This is a genomic window from Microbulbifer maximicatervae (SeqCode) (genome assembly GCF_052467615.1).
Genome location: NZ_CP174319.1, coordinates 3,021,986 through 3,039,289 on the forward strand (window position 1 = coordinate 3,021,986; position 17,304 = coordinate 3,039,289).

Annotated in this window: 13 protein-coding genes; 4 read left to right on the forward strand and 9 right to left on the reverse strand. The window is 41.7% G+C overall.

The window, feature by feature from the left end; all coding sequences use genetic code 11:
* Positions 1-53: 53 nt before the first annotated feature.
* The 4 genes from ACJJIM_RS13340 to ACJJIM_RS13355 all read left to right on the forward strand — a co-directional run bounded on the left by ACJJIM_RS13340 (position 54) and on the right by ACJJIM_RS13355 (position 2,972).
* Positions 54-1,148: a PaaI family thioesterase gene (locus ACJJIM_RS13340; RefSeq protein ID WP_413662716.1), complete on the forward strand. Its 1,095-nt coding sequence runs from the start codon at positions 54-56 to the stop codon at positions 1,146-1,148.
* Between the two features lie 134 nt (positions 1,149-1,282).
* A complete protein-coding gene (locus ACJJIM_RS13345; protein ID WP_413662717.1) occupies positions 1,283-1,816 on the forward strand; it encodes a DUF2058 domain-containing protein in 534 nt (177 codons plus the stop codon).
* Positions 1,817-1,824: 8 nt separating this feature from the next.
* Positions 1,825-2,385, forward strand: coding sequence for a DUF1415 domain-containing protein (locus ACJJIM_RS13350; RefSeq protein WP_413662718.1), 561 nt, complete (start codon positions 1,825-1,827; stop codon positions 2,383-2,385).
* Positions 2,385-2,972, forward strand: coding sequence for an endonuclease dU (locus ACJJIM_RS13355; RefSeq protein WP_444911186.1), 588 nt, complete (start codon positions 2,385-2,387; stop codon positions 2,970-2,972). The genes ACJJIM_RS13350 and ACJJIM_RS13355 overlap by 1 nt, the downstream gene beginning before the upstream one ends.
* A gap of 68 nt (positions 2,973-3,040) precedes the next feature.
* Here ACJJIM_RS13355 and ACJJIM_RS13360 read toward each other — a convergent pair whose 3' ends face one another.
* The 9 genes from ACJJIM_RS13360 to ACJJIM_RS13400 form a co-directional block, all read right to left on the reverse strand.
* Complete coding sequence (locus ACJJIM_RS13360) at positions 3,041-3,910, reverse strand: alpha/beta hydrolase (protein ID WP_444911187.1); 870 nt, start codon at positions 3,908-3,910, stop codon at positions 3,041-3,043.
* A 128-nt stretch (positions 3,911-4,038) separates the two neighbouring features.
* A complete protein-coding gene (locus tag ACJJIM_RS13365; RefSeq protein ID WP_444911188.1) occupies positions 4,039-5,418 on the reverse strand; it encodes a peptidoglycan DD-metalloendopeptidase family protein in 1,380 nt (459 codons plus the stop codon).
* Between the two features lie 9 nt (positions 5,419-5,427).
* A complete protein-coding gene (locus ACJJIM_RS13370) occupies positions 5,428-6,915 on the reverse strand; it encodes a M23/M56 family metallopeptidase (protein WP_444911189.1) in 1,488 nt (495 codons plus the stop codon).
* 3 nt (positions 6,916-6,918) lie between these two features.
* On the reverse strand, positions 6,919-7,317 hold the full coding sequence (locus tag ACJJIM_RS13375) for a BlaI/MecI/CopY family transcriptional regulator (protein WP_444911190.1): 399 nt from the start codon (positions 7,315-7,317) through the stop codon (positions 6,919-6,921).
* Positions 7,318-7,532: 215 nt separating this feature from the next.
* Positions 7,533-7,931, reverse strand: coding sequence for an MAPEG family protein (locus ACJJIM_RS13380; protein ID WP_444911191.1), 399 nt, complete (start codon positions 7,929-7,931; stop codon positions 7,533-7,535).
* A gap of 103 nt (positions 7,932-8,034) precedes the next feature.
* On the reverse strand, positions 8,035-8,502 hold the full coding sequence (locus ACJJIM_RS13385) for a hypothetical protein (protein ID WP_444911192.1): 468 nt from the start codon (positions 8,500-8,502) through the stop codon (positions 8,035-8,037).
* 167 nt (positions 8,503-8,669) lie between these two features.
* Positions 8,670-9,155 carry a hotdog fold domain-containing protein gene (locus ACJJIM_RS13390; protein WP_444911193.1) on the reverse strand — a complete coding sequence of 162 codons (486 nt, stop codon included), beginning with the start codon at positions 9,153-9,155 and terminating at the stop codon, positions 8,670-8,672.
* Positions 9,156-10,251: 1,096 nt separating this feature from the next.
* A complete protein-coding gene (locus ACJJIM_RS13395) occupies positions 10,252-11,223 on the reverse strand; it encodes a GlxA family transcriptional regulator (RefSeq protein WP_413662727.1) in 972 nt (323 codons plus the stop codon).
* A gap of 1,296 nt (positions 11,224-12,519) precedes the next feature.
* Entirely contained in the window at positions 12,520-16,512 is a 3,993-nt protein-coding gene (locus tag ACJJIM_RS13400) for a DUF6531 domain-containing protein (RefSeq protein ID WP_444911194.1), read from the reverse strand.
* Between the last annotated feature and the right edge of the window lie 792 nt (positions 16,513-17,304).

Below are 17,304 nucleotides of genomic sequence, written 5' to 3' on the forward strand. Positions count from 1 at the left end.
ATCCAACAAACCCTCACATTACCCTTGTCCTAGAAGCAACTGGAGGCTGGGGGATGACCAATATCACCGACGAAGTCCATCGTGGTGCCATCTGTGACCTCAGGGCGTTGCAGCAACCTGGTCTCGACACCTTTAAACGTTACATTCGCGGCAGCTTACCCGGGCCCCCTTTTTGGCGACTAACGGGTATGACTCCCACCGAGGCCGGCCTTGGTAAGGCCACCTATTCTATGCCTATTACGCCGTGGCTAGCTGATGGGACCGGGATCTATTGGGGGGGGATCTATGCCATGTTTGCAGACGCCCCCTTGGCCTCCGCAATATGGACAACCTTGCCCGCTGGTAAAGTCTTGAGCACATCAGAATTAAATATGTGCTTTATTCGACCCATCACTAGCAGTACACAAAATATTGTTGGTAGAGCTACGACCGTTCATTCGGGCAACCAGGTGGGGCTCTCAAGTATTCAGATTAACGATCAGGAGGGGAGAACCCTCGCTTTCGGTAGCACTCGCTGCCTTATTGCCGACTTTCCAGTCAACCCAGATCAGGAGCTTCCAATTCCCGACCTAGGACCAACAGATACACCTGACCCTTATCTTCGCCCTCCTCCAAAAACGTTCTTTTGCGACATGGCACACTTACCGGAGCAAGTCCCTATCGAATTGCAGAGAACCACGATTAGTGAGGGGCGAACTCACCCTATCTGGATGCTCACAGGTTACCGCGCAATAGAGGTTGAAAATGGTCGCTGTATCTCGACTATGCCCTCCTCTCCCTGGTTCTCCAATGGGACCCTTTCTATATATGGTGGACTTTTGGCATGGGCCGCAGATTTCACCATGGGAGGCGCGGTCTACTCCACACTGCCTGCAGGATCTATATTCGCTACTCTGGACATGCATATCCGCTTTGCTCGCCCAGCCAAGCTCAACAGTGGCGACTTGATTCTGGAGGCGCAGGTACTCCACCGCGGCCGGCAGCTGAGGGTATCCTCTTGCAACATTGATACTCCCAGTGGCAAGCGGGTGGCTATTGCTACTGGCTCAGCCCTGGTAATTCCAGGGGGCGCTCAAATGCTGAGTGACGGCAAGGAACCCGATGAAATCATCGCAACTGCTACCTCCGGTAAGCCTTGGACACCATAAAAATCTTTAGCGGTAGTTGGACCATCTTCAGGTAAAATACCCTCACAAACTATCAACCCATATGGTTGGTGGAAATTTGATCAGGCATACCTGTAAAGGCTGCCGAAACTTTAGACTTTCACGGGGAAGAGACTATGGCCTCATTGCAAGACCAACTACTCCAAGCAGGACTTGTCGATAAAAAGAAAGCCAAACAAATCAGCAAAGATAAACGGAAGCAACAGAAAGTTGCGAAGAAGTCTTCACAACCCCAGATTGATGAAACAAAGCTAGCAGCACAAAAGGCTCAAGCAGAGAAAGCCGCTCGTGATCGCGCCCTCAATGCTGAGCGCGATGCGGCTGCACAGCAGAAAGCTATTGCCGCGCAAATCAAGCAATTGGTGGAAAAAAATCGCCAACCTTATTCTGGTGAAATTACTTATAACTTCACTTTCGACAAAAAAATCAAAACCATCTATGTCAGCGAAGAATTAAGGGATCACTTGATTGCGGGGCGCCTGATGATTGTTGTCCAGGGAGAACAATTTGAGTTGGTTCCACGGGTTATTGCCGAGAAAATTGCGGAGCGCAATAGCGATATCGTAATCAGGCCTGCTGAAAGTTCAGCAGTGGTAGATGAAGATGATCCCTATGCAGACTTTCAGATCCCCGATGATCTTATGTGGTAAGCAGTCAAATGGAAAAAGCTGTTACTCAGGCGGTAGAACAATGGCTTACTGATGTGGTTGTCGGTCTCAACCTCTGCCCTTTCGCACGCAAACCTCTGCGTGCAGGGCAAATTCGACTCAAGGTGAGTCCTGCCACAGGAGACGAGGCGCTACTCAGTGATCTATTGTCGGAATTACGTCGACTCGATACCACTTCGGAATCTGAATTGCTTACCACCTTATTGATTATCCCTAATCACCTAGGGAAATTCAGCGACTACAACCAGTTCCTGGATTTAGCAGAGTGGTTACTGGAACGCAACGACTATGTAGGAACCTATCAATTAGCCAGCTTCCACCCAGATTATCAATTTGCTGGCACTGCAGCCGCCGATGCGGAAAACCTAACTAATCGCGCACCCTATCCTATCTTACACCTGCTGAGAGAAGAGAACCTGGAAAAAATGATTGATCTATATCCAGATCCAGAGAGTATTCCAGAAAATAATATCCGTCGTATGGAATCATTAAGCCATGAGGAAAAACTAAAGTTATTTCCCTACTTATTTCTTCAGGGCAACAAGAAATAATGAAGCCTCTGGCAGAATTATTACGATTAAGGAAGCGGATCCGAGTTATCGGTTTTGATGACGCCCCTTTTGAAAAACGAAGGGGCGCGCCGGTAAAAGTAAGCGGTATTGTCTGCACCAAAACTCGCTTTGAGGGAATGCTTTGGGGGCAGGTAAGCAAAGATGGGATGGAAGCTACAGAAACTCTTGCCACACTGCTGAAAGAAAGTAAATTCTACAGCCAGGTAAATGTCGTATTGACCGATGGAGTAGCAGTGGGTGGTTTCAATATTATTGATCTACCCAAGCTGGCCGATATCTTACAGCGCCCTTGTATCGCGTTAATGCGAAAACCACCAGACATTCAAGCCATTGATAAAGCGCTGCAAAATTTTCCTGACTATCTACTGCGTAAAGAGACCCTGATGAAAGCTGGGAGTATCCATAACTACAATAACTTCCATTTTCAAGTGCAGGGATGTGAACCGGGGATTGCCGCCCAGGTGTTAGAGCAAACCACTGACACTGGGTATGTCCCTGAAGCTCTACGTTTAGCCCATATGATTGGCGCGGCAGTAATGACCGGACAAAGTGGCAAACGCGCATAATTCCAATAGCACAACAGATCTACCATTTGTCACGGGCAGCTATAGCTCTTCTTTTACCGCGAGAATTATTATATTGCCCACAAATCCTGATATACCCACCTTAAACCTTTTGCCAACCCCACCGGGAAAGTGGAATAGTGGTCCGTACCGCTTACCACCTCTCCACTAAGCTTTAATCCACGATAATTACGCGACTGTAATTTAGCAAGAAATCTCTTATGCCCATCTACCATATCATTACGCATGTGGCTCTTTTGTATTGTCTCCAAAGCGCCAGTGGCAATATAGACGTTTACAGGCAGTGTGTTGTTATGGCTTGCATATTTATTCTCCAAATCAAAGATCATTTCATCCTTAAACCAAAGAGAAGGACTTGTCAGGATATAAGTGGAAAACAACTGTGGATTGGTAAGTAATACCCAAGCACCAAAAGATCCACCCAATGAATGACCTGAAAGAATCCTACGTGTGGGATCCCCCCTAAAACTCCCCTCAATAAAGGGCATTACTTCTTTTTCAATAAACTGTAAGTACTTACTGGCTCCACCAGTTGTATAACGCTTCCACCCACTATCGACTACGGGCGTGAGATCTCGAACTCGACTATACTGCCCGTTTTCTCCGTGAGCGAATGAAATAGCAACTACGATGGCTTTATCCATATCCTTAAAGTGTGTAACACCCGAGGCAACCTTAAATGTATGAGGCCCATCATTAAGGTAAATTATCGGGTAGGTCTTATTTTTATTGTCATCGTTCGAGTAACCTGATGGTAACTTCACGTACAATTCGTATTTGCGTTTGAGAATATCAGAGTCAACTGTGTATATTTTAGATCCACTTAACTCAAAAGATTCAGAAACCTTGGTAATGAGGGGCTTTGCGATTAGTGAATTAGACAGCACCAGAATGGCTATCAGCAGAATAGCTCTAATCATATTTAACCTAGTTTAATTTTACACTCAATATTGCTTTAAGAAAAAATTCGCTACCAACAAAAATGTAAGTCAGTTAAACCCTGAATATAATAAGGTGCGAGAGAAATAAAAAAGATAAAAAAGCTTAATTATGAATCAAACTGATTTTGTTGACCGTACTTTATCAATTCATCTTGAATCTTTTGAACCTGTTGAGAAAATTGATTTAAAGAATCTCCTACCAGCCCCTTACTAATAGGGAGGTCAAGCCTTAATGGATCAACAGCCGTACCATTTTTATGAATCTCATAGTGCAAGTGACGCCCCTGCACACGACCTGTAGCGCCAAGGTAACCGATTACCTGCCCTTGTTTTACTCTTCCCCCTTTACTAATTCCTTTCGCGTACCCCTTAAGGTGCGCATAAATAGTCTTTATCCCGGAGCCATGGCGAATACGAATATAGTTGCCGAAACTACCAAAATAAGAAGCTCGCTCAATAATACCATCACCTGCAGCCAATATCGGCGTGCCCAAAGGGGCTCCAAAGTCCAAACCTTTATGTACTCGGGTATACCCTAGGACTGGGTGCTTGCGGCGCCCAAAATAAGATGACAACCTTGCATTCTCTAACGGAGTACGCATTAGAAACCCTCTAGAGCCTTGGCCATCAGGGTAAAAATAATCCACCCCCTGAGGTCCCTCAGTAGAAAACCGATATAAACTTATCTTTTCTCCACTAAGAATAAGCTCAGCAAATAAAATTCTATTTAGTTTTTCCTTTCCAGTTTGGCTATTGAACAAGGTATCATAGAAAACAGAGAATTGATCACCTGCTCGAATCTGCCGTTGAAAATCTACGGAATAACTAAATATTTCATTTAGTTTTGTGAGCACAGAATTAGATAGGCCAGACTCTTTTCCACTTTGGTATAAACTGCCCGAAATTTCACCTTTAACGTAGTATTTCCTGGCATCGACAGGAGATTCAAATTGATTAGTTCTATAATTGTCTCCATGTCTAACCAACTCCAAACTCTCTGCAAAGCCAACAACCAAGGTAAGCTTATTAAGCTTTCCAGTGGTATCTATTGTTAAGTTAAATTCCTTACCAACTGGTAGGATACTGACATTGACATGTTCCGACAAAGCCTGAATTATTTTATACGCTTCTGCACGATCGACTCCACTATCCACCAGTAGTGATAAAACCCCTTGGTTTTTAGCTAGTTGAACTTTTTTTGTGCGCTCTAGATATTCTTCCTCAACTCTATATGGAGGGGCCACCTCCCTACGCTGCATCCCTTCATCTTGATGCACCAGGGATAGATCATTGAGTAGGGGCAATGTAAAAGATAAATCATATTGTACCGATTTAACATTGGAATGGTTTTCCAACAACGGCCCTGCTATCGCCAGTGATTGAACCGACAAAAGAACCAGCAAAAAAGCCATCCTCCAGATATCGATCAGAAAGAAAATAGTTAATCGCCTCACAGATAACCCTACTTTTCTTAAGTAATAAATCACACTCCCCCCTTACTTCGCAAGCAAAGTGTCTGGGTTGATTCGCTTGCCTTCTTTGATAAGTTCAAAGTGAAGATGTGGCCCTGTTACACGCCCTGATATACCCACAGTTCCTATCGCCTGGCCGGCACGTACTGACTGCCCTGCCTCAACCTCCCGCTCATTTAAATGGGAGTACAGAGTTTTCGTATTATTACCATGATCAATAATTATGATTTTCCCATAATTTTTATGCTTATAATCATCAGTAGAGACTATTACAACACCTCTTTCAGCTGAAACCACCGGAGTACCAATCGGTGCCGCAAAGTCAGTACCTTCATGGGGTTTTTTGCGAATTTTACTGAAATCACCAAAAGGGCTACTAATACGGGCACTCTCAACCGGGACTGTCAATTTGGTAACCTCCACTGAAGCCATTGTTAATCCCGGTTTTAACAGTAGCCCTCCGAGTATTAAAATGGTTGAAAAACTGCAGAACAACATAGCGCGTAAATAGACACCTAATTCGCCATTATTAGCCCCCGCCCTTGAGGCTTCCATAATATTCAAAAGTCTGCGTCGGAAAAAAGGAGCCTGACTCGTACCACCAGAGAAAGAGAAAGCTACAACCCAGTCACTTGTTCTTTGTGAAGAGTTCCGTCGAAGAGTGTCAATCATTGCTTGTGCATAAACACGGTGCAATTCTCGCTTACATGACTTTAGAACTTCGCGATCGCACCCCAACTCTATCGCCCAACTGAATCGAGACTTCATCCACCCTAAGAAGGGATTGAACCATAGGATGCAAGTAAATATATGCACAATCAGAATCAACAAGGGGTCAAGCCTTTTCAAGTGCATAATTTCATGCTCAATGATTAGATGACGCTCCGTTTCATTCATTGATAAAATATAGGAGGGAAGCACTAATTTGCGACTGAATAGCTGCATCACAAATGGTGTAATCGTTGAGTGTGTTATAAATACCTGAGTTTTACTTCTGATTAGAAAATCACTTTGAGATGAAGTAAAAAACTGGTCAAATTTAACAACAGAAAGCTTATTATTTGCTATTAAACGCAATTTCTTGCCATAGAAAAACTGACTCACTACCGTTTTAGATAAGGTAAAAAACACCCCGCACAGATATATAAGCAACCAAAGAAAAGCCAGTAATTCAACAGAACTCAAAGAGGTAGATACATACTCATGCAGAACTATGTTAATTGGTGGTATAGAGGTAGCCTCATAAGCTGGCGGTAATTCAAAATCCAGATCTGGAGCAATACCCAACGTTAACTGGTCGCTCAATTGCGCAAGAAAAAATGGGGAACCGGCAGCGACCATTGCACACAACCAGAAACTTCGCCAATGGTATATCGCATTAAAACTGTCTTTATTTCTAGCTGTTGCCAGCCAAATAACAATAAAAACCAACCCCGCCCACAATATTGAGAAGAAAGAAGTAGCTAGAAAATCCAGTGCAAATGGTAGAACTGTAGAGACTATCTCGGCCATAGCCTATTCACCATCCTTGCTGACCGGCTCAGAGTCAGGCCAGGAATCGAGTACTGCCTGAAGCTCCTCGATATCTTTATCACTCATTAACTTACTGCCGGCAAACATCGACACAGGAAGGGGGCCATCAAGCTCTAATACTCTTTCAGCGAAATCTTTTGCATATGACGCCAAAGTTTCCACCTTCTCAATCGCAGGCCTATAAACATGGATTCCATGGATCTCAGATTGAGCCACAAACGACTTATCCCGCATCCGATCTAGTGTCTTTCGAGTAGAGGAGTATGACCAACCCAATTCAGGTCCCACCCGATCATGTAACTCTCTGGCACTCAGCGGTTCTCGCCTCCAAAGGGCTTTCAACAGCGCAAGTTCTGATGGGGACGGTTTTACCTTTTTCATTTTATCTTCCCGTGTGACAGTCAGGGCTAGTGTGCGACAAGTGTCGCATTCGGTCAACCACCCTGCAGGGAAACTTGTTAGGTTGTTTTTTATACAGCAAGGATCGTAAACAGTTCTTGCCGGCTGGCAAAAAGTTAAAAGCTATCGATAGACCAATCGATTTTGATCAGTTTAAGCACCAACCAATATAAGGTTTGAAAGCGCTTGCAACCAACTCAAAGCCTCAGGGCTTGCTGCACCAGCGCCAAGCAAAGCCCCAATCCAAAGATATAAGTGCCTACGGCACCCAAGAAGCGCATTGGGTTAGGCTTTGCCATAGTGGAGGGAAATAAGATGCCTGCAACAAAAAGAAATCGACAAGCGGTCAGCAGAATAACAAACCACCAAACCCAGGTAGAAGACTGCCCTAAGCTCACTAAGTAAATAAGTACCATCAAAAGGGGAGCATATTCTGCTGTATTTGCATGGGCCCTTACCCATTTGTGCAGGGTATTATCGGGGTCGAAAGAATGCCCAACTAAAACCTCATACTTACCGCGCCCAACAGTAACCAAGGCGCCGAGCAGAAAGGATAATGCCGCTAAGAGCCCAATACACAAATAGTAAACATTCATAGAAATCTCCATTTCCTATGTTATTTGTACAGGGAGGGCATTTTAAGCCTCGCCTCCCCGCCCTAGTTGTTCACACTATATAAGCATCGTTTTCAGCTACATTTTAAAGAATCACAGCAGTAGCTCTGGAGCCTGTCGCGAACAATGAAACCAGAGAAAACTGTGAAAAACCTTGATCAGTAGATAGATACTCTTTACACCAAAACCTAAGTTCATCCGACCATTTAACCAAAGCTTCCTGCCTCTTCGGCTCAGCATCATATTGGGAAGCCAGTCCAGCAAAGTGACAGTGCACAACTACTTTAGAGTCATTGCTTCGGCTATCATCAACTACAGATACCGTCATAGAAGCAGATACAGACTCCCAACTAATCAGGAAGTACAGAGAAGTATCACTTACATTTTCATCAAGCTTGGAAATTGCGAGCTGTAATACCTCGGAAAGGTCCTGATAAATATCATCATTCGCCAAGGCAGTACTTTCCGATCGGTGTAACTCATGCTCCGTAGCAGTTTTATTTTCACCACCAAAGAGGCATGTCGACTTTTCTATCTGCCAAGCCAATCTCATAAACCCTCCAAATACATCAAGACTGAACAAAGAAATATTCTACGAGATTTATGAGTAGAGCACACTTCATCCCCTCCCAGCTTGCATACTCTTCTCCATATTCAAGCTCAAAGTAAGGCAATTCCCCTTGAAAATACTCCAAGAGTTGACCTCAAATGACAACTCTACTACTTCGCGTCGGGGCGCTCTGATACACGCATGGTAATATCGGCATGAAATACTTCCTCTCCATTAGTATCAATAACGCTCACAGGCATAACAACATCGCCAGCCTCAATGGTTTTAAACCCTGGATACTCACAAACGGCTCGTAGATTAGTCTTCGCCATTTTTAAGTACTTGACTTCCATCCCTACTGGTATCCAGCGAAAGCGTCGATCCAAAGACACATCCAAACAAACACCGCCAGCTAATTCAGCGGCGTTACACATAGCGATAGCATGTACAGTACCGATATGATTTGTCACGCTCCAACGCTTATTCAGTAAAACCTCCACTTTACCCGGTGATAATTCCAGGAAACGCGGCTTGATTGAACGAAAATACGGTGCCTTAAGTGCCACTAATTTAGACACCAGCCAGCGGCCCAATGCCGAGCCGCCAAATCGCCCCCAAAGATTAAGTACTGGGCTTTTAGAAGATTGATAGTCCATCTTACCTCTCCATCCTATACATCGAACCGCCACTCTATATGGGCGGTCTTAAGCTATTTAGGCCACTATATATCAACTTCCGGTAGTCCAGGATAATCAGATCTATCAGTTTTATTGACATGGGCTATTCCAAGCGCAGAAATGCCCAAGAGGAGGTTTGGTTCATAAGCGAGTGCAACTAATAGGGCTAGAGCTAATAATTTGTATTCCTTAAAAGCATATCCATTAATAGGTAAAGTAAATATATCTGCAAGCTGAGAGGCATACTAAATGGCAATCGCTACTGCGCACCTTGAAAGATTGTTTTTGATGTCCAAAAAATTCACTCAGACAATCTTTTACAAAAAAGCTTAGATTGAGTAGCTAGTTATATGTCAATTAATACTGAAGATTAGATATCGAAAATTGTCAGACCAGAAAATCTTAGATTAAATTCTAGCTATACTTCTCGCTGCGGTACCTGCTTTATCCATTTCTAAGACATCTAACTTTCAATATATCCACCATAATTAAGGGTACATTATAAATTTGTCAGAAATTTAATATTGCAAAGGGTATGGTCGCGCCCCCACAACGCACCAACAATATTAGATTCCCAGAATATTTACACCTCTAAAGGGATCCCTTTCATGAGCCTAATTTTATTAGGCCACAAATCTATCACTATTTTTTCGCCACACCTATATAGATATCTGGATATAATTTTAAGGCTATATCACTTACCAATTACTACCGGCCTGTTCCTAATAGAGACCGATAAGCTCGCACTCTACCCGCGAAAATTAGAGCTTCTAGTTAACACAACAAATTAATTCCTATTCACGGGAGCGACTCAATCAGCCCTAGTAAGGTTATATAATGGAGAGAACCAAGCTGTGCAAATTATCGAGCAAGAATAAAAGCCGGCTAAAAGATTTTTTCCCAGATGTAAATCTAGTGGAGGTACCTGCACAAGGCAAGGCAGGGCAGGGCAGGGCAGGGCAGGAAGAACAGAAGTTTCTAATAGAAAATGTTATCTATATCTTGTAACTAAGGATAAAAATATCTTTTCTGCAAATGAGACAGCCCCACCGAATAGACTGTCCCATAAATTATCTCACGACAACTTTCGGCGGTATTCCCTCGGCAACATACCCTTATTTCGGCGAAATGCCCTTCTAAGCTGCTCTTGAGATTTAAAACCACAGATAGTAGCTATACGCTCCTGAGTTAACGCTTGAGTTGCTAAAAGCTGGCAAACCTTTTCAATGCGAATTTTCTCAACGAATCGACCTGGAGTTACTCCCATATCCCGAGTAAAGCAGCGAGCAAAGTTTCTCGGACTCATAGATGTCTTTTCCGCGAGACTATTAACGCATAAAGTTTTATCCAAATTACTGTGAATCCATTGCACCAGCTCTAAAAAACGATCACTCTTTAACTGGCTCATAAGATAAGTGCTACTCTGTTTATGATCTCCATCTCTCTTGAGATATAAGACCATTAATTGAGCAACAGCTAAAGCAATACCCCGACCAAAATCATCCTCTACCATTGCCAAAGCCATATCAACTCCCGCACTTACACCTGCAGAAGTATATATATGATCATCTTTGACAAATACAGATTCTGAATCGACATCGACTTCTGGGAATCTCTTCAGCTGATCAATATATCTCCAATGGGTAGTGGCACGCCGACCATTTAGCAAACCTACTTTTGCAAGAATCAGAGCTCCATTGCCAATAGAGCCTATACGCTTAACTAAACCAGACTGAAGAGAAAGCCATCTACTCAAACATTCACTGATATTCAAATCATCAGCAGCATTAAGATTACCGCTCACAAGGAGAGTATGAATTCCTCTTGAATCAGTAAAACATCTATCTGAGCATATCCTTAAACCTGATGAGATTTCCTTGGTATCTCCATCTTCGGCTAAGAATTCAACCTCATACTGATCATCACAACTAAAGCCCCTATCCTTTAGCTGCTGATTTGCCAGCGAAAACACTTCTGCGGGCCCCATTACATCTAATGAGTGTGCCCCAGGGTAAAATACGATAGATACTTTCTTTTTACAGTTCATTTTAAATTACAGAATAAGCGTAAAACTATATACCAAACTCAAAAATCACTGTGCGGATTACTAACTTATTAAAAGAAACTTCAGGAATACTATCTTGGGTAGCCCAACCACCTCAGAGGAAGGTGAAAAAACGCCATAGCGGAAGCTGAATAAAACCTAAATAAAATCCAGATTAACTGGAAACACTACTAATAAGTTAATTCTTCACTTGATCTGAGTAATATACCAGGTGGCTACTACCCAATAGTGAGAATTGATCACACGATGATTCTTACCCCAATTAGAGACTACAGGCAAACACACTATCCATCAGCCATACTCTCATCATCCATATACATAAAAATGCTATTTAATAAGGCACCTTCAGAACCAATATCACAAACTGTTAATCCTGTATAATTAAGCAATCCTGACCCTAAGGTACCAGCTTTTTCTATTCTGTAAAGTAATAACGATATTTTTTTTCGGAATATATAGTCGTATATGAAACAGCCCTGCATCCTGCCAAATAAACTTTGATTGCGGCCAATAATTACAACAAAGAAACACTACCCAGCCACATCAACAGAAGAGCCGCTTCAAAGACCTAACGCCATTAAAGGAAAAAGATAATCATTCCTAATAAAAGGAGCTGTAAATATCTAAAGTCCTATTCATCTCAGCTAATATGAATTGATTCAAGGCAAGAAACAAAAGAAACTCACATTTATCGCCTAAAGCCTTCGCTCTATCGTATAACGACCTAAAAGCCCGCAAGAAGTGCACCGCCGTACCACTTACTTATTCGCTCATATGAGCATCAAAATATTGATGATCTCATAGAAATTTAAATAATTTATCGACTCAAATAACCTCAGGCTTAGCAAGCTCTCTAACATATTCTTACAGTCGGTTGGGTGCTGAGCCCCATAGCTGGGACTTTCGAGGGTTATTAAATATAGATAGGCTTCAGGCTACGCATGGTAATCTGCTACTTCCAGGGCGGATAAGCAATGACTACCGACAACCTTGGCAGGATAGCCAAGACTTCAGAAAGTGAGTTTTCATTATTTATGGAAAATAACACACTAAAGCTATTGCCCTTTATGTTGCCGAAAGCCCTATCTAGCAATTTAACCCGCATAGACTTATATAAGCTAAAAAGGACAGCAACTTGTCTTCATGTAAAGAAGCACTGAATATGATTTATCTCAAAATGCAATACTGCTGTAAAAACTTACGCAAATTAACGTATTCAAGCTTTCGAGTTAACCCCCTATATCACAGACAACTTATAAGCCTTTACGAAATAATACTTCATTTACTCTGATCGTCATTCTTAAGCTGTTGAATAAGCGTATCACCAGACCAAAAGAATCTGACACAACCATCATAATTTTCCTTTCTTACACATCGCCCCAAGGGGTCGTATTGATACCGAATCACATCCTGAAATTTCTCTACACCTTTTTCTACTTTTAGATTTTCTATTTTTATCAACTTTTGCTGACAATTATAATGGTATCGAATCCTCTGTGCCCCCTCCCCTCCAACTTCTTCAACACGACCTGTAGAAGAGGTATAACCACGGGATATATTGCCATTATCAACGATTCTATTCTCAATAACTTCTTTACCAGGAATCTGACTATCAAGCTTACTCGTCGAGTTAAGCTTACCTAGGAGACTATCAGCGGGGTCATAAATTAAGAAGGCAAGAAACTGATCTGAATCACTCTTACAAAAGTTATGAACATTAAAGATATTTTTATTAACCTTGCCGGAATGATTAACTCTGGCAAGTGAACAGCTACTATTCGGCAATAAATTCAAAATATTTGTAACTGTATCAATTGGCCTTTCAAACTTACTAACAATAAAGCCTTGCACATAAACCTGAGGATCATAATTGTCCAGAGGTTTCAACCCTTCGGTTGTTTTTATCAACAAAGAATTGAAATTTCCATTTACTGAGGAGAAGGGTGAATTCTCAGATTCCACAGAATGATCAAAGATAAATTTAACATCTTCTTTTCTGGATAGTGAAGTTGCCGTAAGATTACCTAAAATATCATACTTATAACTAAGCTTACTATCATCTTGCCATTCCGCTACAATACGACCACTAGCATCATATTCCCACTTAAGACTACAGTAATTATTTTTAGCTTCGATCAGTTGCCCTAGGCAATTATATCTAAAGCTATTAGCGCCCTCTAGCGTAGTTTCTTTTATTAATTGGCCCAGCAAATCACGTTCAAAGTAGATATCGGTACCAATGCCTGATTGAGAAGCAATTACTTCCGTAGAATTTACTAAGTGGCCAGCGACATTATATGCATAGTGGGTAACACGACCATAGAAATCCTCCTCTTCTATTAATCGGTTATTGAGATCATATTTCAGCCGATAACACTCACCCTTTTCATTTATAAGGCAAATTAAATTGCCCTCTCCATCATAATGATATTCTAATTGACTGCCACTGGAACTAGTCTTGCTCTTTATTTGATGGAGTGCGTTATAAGAATAACGCGTATAACTCCCATCCTTATCTAATATTTCTGAAACTAATCCATGCTGGTTAAATCTGCACTGAATATCTGTATCTTTTTGAGCAACCTTAACATTGATCCGACCCTGATCCTCATTCTTGCAAGAAGCCTCTTTCGTCTCAGCAGGCGTTAACAATTCCGTGCGAATATCAACATCATATCTACAATCAATAGATCGTCCGAAGGGGCAACTTATTCTTAATAGCTTATTGCTGTTTCCCCACAAATAACTCGTAACATTACCTAATGAGTCACTAATAGAATTAATCTTGCCAGCAGAGGTGTAGTCATATTTCACTTGGTTGCCTAGCGGGTCTTCAGCTAGCACCAGCTGTCTTTTTTTGTTGTAACTATACTGCCAACTGCTATCTGATGGATCAGTATACTTTGTGGCGAGACCTTCATTGTTATATTCAATTTGATAATTATTACCGGCCACATCTATCTTCTCGGTCAAGCGACCCTGATTGTCATATCGGAATAACTCCTCACGTATAGTCCCATCAGTACTGGGTAGCCGTACTTTTGTAACGTGACCTAGATCACTGTATTCATACCACGTTTCTCCACCTTCAGCATCTTGATGGAACGTGAGTAATCCGCGATTATTGAAGTGAAAACGTTGCCGCCCGCCTCTCGTGTCACACATCGTTGCTCCGTGACCACTTTCCTCCCAGATAAATTGATAACTGTAAGCAGCTTTTTCGTCAATAGGGTCCCCCCACTGCCGTATACAATGAGCTGAACTACCCTCAGCATCCCACTGAAAATAGAAACTATAACCAGTTTTTAAAGTTCTTTGTTTAATAAGGCCTTTGTGATAAACATACTTTTCATTATTGCCAACACTGTCTACAGCTTCAGTCAGATTATTTTCACTATCAAAGACATATTGAGCTACTACTTCAGAACTTCCCGAATTATTTTCTTTTGTCAAAGTATTTATAAGGTGACTTTCAGGAGATTCATCAAGCGAGCTAATGTATAAAATTTCACCAGAACTACTCTCGACCGATCTTAAATACTCCCCTGAGTAGTTGAATAAATAAAAGTTATCGTTATCATCCCGAATCTCAGCGAGCTTTAACGCACCAGTTTCACCAGTAGCTTTAAAATGTCTTTGTACTCCATTGGAAATTCCATATGTCGTAATGATCCAATGCTCATCGTTTACTCGCGTGAGAGTTAATCTCTCATAAATATTATGACTGCGCGAGCTATTTCCGGGAGCTGGCAAGCTAATTATTCTACCTTCAGAATCAAAGAAGAGTATGGGTTTGCCTGGACGCCAAACCAAGCGCTCGCTAAATGTATGAGTCCAGCCACAACCCAATCCGAAATTTCTTGAATTACTACTGCGATAGGTACGAGTTACCGATAAGGGTAGTGCCCCCTCCAATACCAAATCTTCTAAAGTAAACTGAACCTCTCCAGTTTTTAGATTTACAGACCTAGTTACTTCACCAGTAACATTATCGCTCTGACATATATCGGAGTTATAATTTTCACCTACTTCGCTAATGTGGTTATCAGTATCATATGAATAATCCCTGACATAATTTATCTTATAAAATTCAGACTTTACATCATGGGGCACTGTGAAAGCTTGTTCACTACCCCTTTTATTTTCTCGCAGCTCGTTACCCACTTTGACTTGCACTAAATTTCGACTATTTTTTCGGGGTGCAGCTATTTTGGGGGTTTTCTTTCCGGATACAGCAGTGCTTTTGCCTACTGTCGGATATCCTGAATTTTTAGCAAGTATCTTCCTTTGCTTTTTTGTCCTGGCAAAATCAAACATTAAATCGCCAATATTACGAAAAGCATTCACTAAGCGCTTATTCTTAGTTAAGGATGTTATAGCTACATCTCCCTCAGTCAATGCCGCAAGTGCTATAGTCAAAATGATCTCAAAAGTACCACTTGCAGTTAAATTTATGTGCTGCAAGCTATGTTGTGTTTTGATGTAGTCCTGGGCAAAATGAAAAACTGCTCCCCGAAGAGTTGGGTCACTATAAATAACCTCGGCTATGTTGAAACTCAAGCGGAGCTGCTTTTTTGAAACAGAACTGGGATTAAAGCCTAGTACATCAATCACACCTCGATACAGGGAGGTTACACATTCATCAGCTTCTTCTTCTGGAGTTTCTTCATATAAGACATAATTGATTGCCGCAGAGCTAAACTCAAATGATTGACGTGCTGGACTTACTATCTTCTCAACATCAACAGCACTCTTTGACCAAATCGATAAGCGCCACACAGAGCTGTCAGTTTCTTTTACTTTCTTTTTTGCAGTTGTTACACGCTTCACCCAACTCCAATCAGTTTGCTGGCTAATAAAAGCCTTATCTGCAACTTCCTGCGTAATAATTTTCTGCAAGCCCATACGAATCTTAGCAACCAACTCTGTTTGTAGATCCCCCAATGCCGAATATGGCAATGGGGCCTCTTCAATAATCAGTTGATTCTGAGCCAATGCCCGATAAATGGCTTTATCCCGCTCATTAAGATAGCCAGGCACATTACTTAATCGCGATTGAGATGGGGGACGCTCTTGCTCAGGGTCTATATCTGGCGCAAAGGTTGTGTATAAGCCAAGGTACTGGTCATACACTAACTGAAGAGTGTTAGTATCGAACATCCTCAATAATTCAGCAGCATCAATCTTTCTAGAGGGACCCGTCTGGCATATCCATCCAGGCCGCACCGCATAACGAGAGCCCTGAGAGTTTTCGATATAGAGCTGTATCAAAAGTTAAATCCTATCAACCGCTGACCGACTATTCTGCGGTCATCAAAAAACGAATCCATTCAAAGCACCTAAACTAGGTGCTCAACTTCGACATAATCATTTCTACTGGGACGATTTTTCTTTCAAAGGACAAAGAAATATATTTCAGCCTTCTTACATCGGTTTTAAAAAATCGGCTGAACCAAGAACAGTTTCTACGTCCAAAATTTTGACAATGAGTGTGAAGTTTAGTAGTGCGTGTTTCAAAGCCGGGAACACTAAGCTCTCGATTCACATTCAAGTCTTCACTATCACAAGCAAAATATTAAAAGTCACAATAGCAACATCAAAAGCTATACCAATAGGAAAACCATAATTCATCCACATCTAAAGACTTTTCAAATGATCTAAACGAAATAGTTATAATCCCTATCTAATAGCTACTAAGCCAATCCTCCAAGATACCTAACATACCACCATCTTTCGGAGTAACTAGAAATTAGGTGAAAGCTAACTTAATTTGTATTGTTGCGATAGGAAAAAGCGATTACAGGAGAGTACACTGCATATAGTGCAATTAAATTTGACTAGGGTAAAAGAAAGAAAATAACAGTCAAGCGATATATGACAGCATATTCTGACAAAAAAGCACCATTTAGCGACATTAAATATAGTTTAAAGTTATGGATGGTAAACTAATCTCAAAGAGAGCACTTGAGTCCCATTAAATTGTCAGCGTAAATTATAGTATTCGCTCAAATAATATAATACAAAATTGATAACGATTCAGCAGTCGAATATTTATATATAAAG

What these genes read in the sequence shown, in the direction of transcription:
- ACJJIM_RS13360 (WP_444911187.1), bottom strand. Translation starts at nt 3,910, where the DNA reads ATGATTAGAGCTATTCTGCTGATAGCCATTCTGGTGCTGTCTAATTCA.
- ACJJIM_RS13370 (WP_444911189.1), bottom strand. Translation starts at nt 6,915, where the DNA reads ATGGCCGAGATAGTCTCTACAGTTCTACCATTTGCACTGGATTTTCTA.
- ACJJIM_RS13350 (WP_413662718.1), top strand. Translation starts at nt 1,825, where the DNA reads ATGGAAAAAGCTGTTACTCAGGCGGTAGAACAATGGCTTACTGATGTG.
- ACJJIM_RS13345 (WP_413662717.1), top strand. Translation starts at nt 1,283, where the DNA reads ATGGCCTCATTGCAAGACCAACTACTCCAAGCAGGACTTGTCGATAAA.
- ACJJIM_RS13380 (WP_444911191.1), bottom strand. Translation starts at nt 7,931, where the DNA reads ATGAATGTTTACTATTTGTGTATTGGGCTCTTAGCGGCATTATCCTTT.
- ACJJIM_RS13355 (WP_444911186.1), top strand. Translation starts at nt 2,385, where the DNA reads ATGAAGCCTCTGGCAGAATTATTACGATTAAGGAAGCGGATCCGAGTT.
- ACJJIM_RS13395 (WP_413662727.1), bottom strand. Translation starts at nt 11,223, where the DNA reads ATGAACTGTAAAAAGAAAGTATCTATCGTATTTTACCCTGGGGCACAC.
- ACJJIM_RS13390 (WP_444911193.1), bottom strand. Translation starts at nt 9,155, where the DNA reads ATGGACTATCAATCTTCTAAAAGCCCAGTACTTAATCTTTGGGGGCGA.
- ACJJIM_RS13385 (WP_444911192.1), bottom strand. Translation starts at nt 8,502, where the DNA reads ATGAGATTGGCTTGGCAGATAGAAAAGTCGACATGCCTCTTTGGTGGT.
- ACJJIM_RS13340 (WP_413662716.1), top strand. Translation starts at nt 54, where the DNA reads ATGACCAATATCACCGACGAAGTCCATCGTGGTGCCATCTGTGACCTC.
- ACJJIM_RS13375 (WP_444911190.1), bottom strand. Translation starts at nt 7,317, where the DNA reads ATGAAAAAGGTAAAACCGTCCCCATCAGAACTTGCGCTGTTGAAAGCC.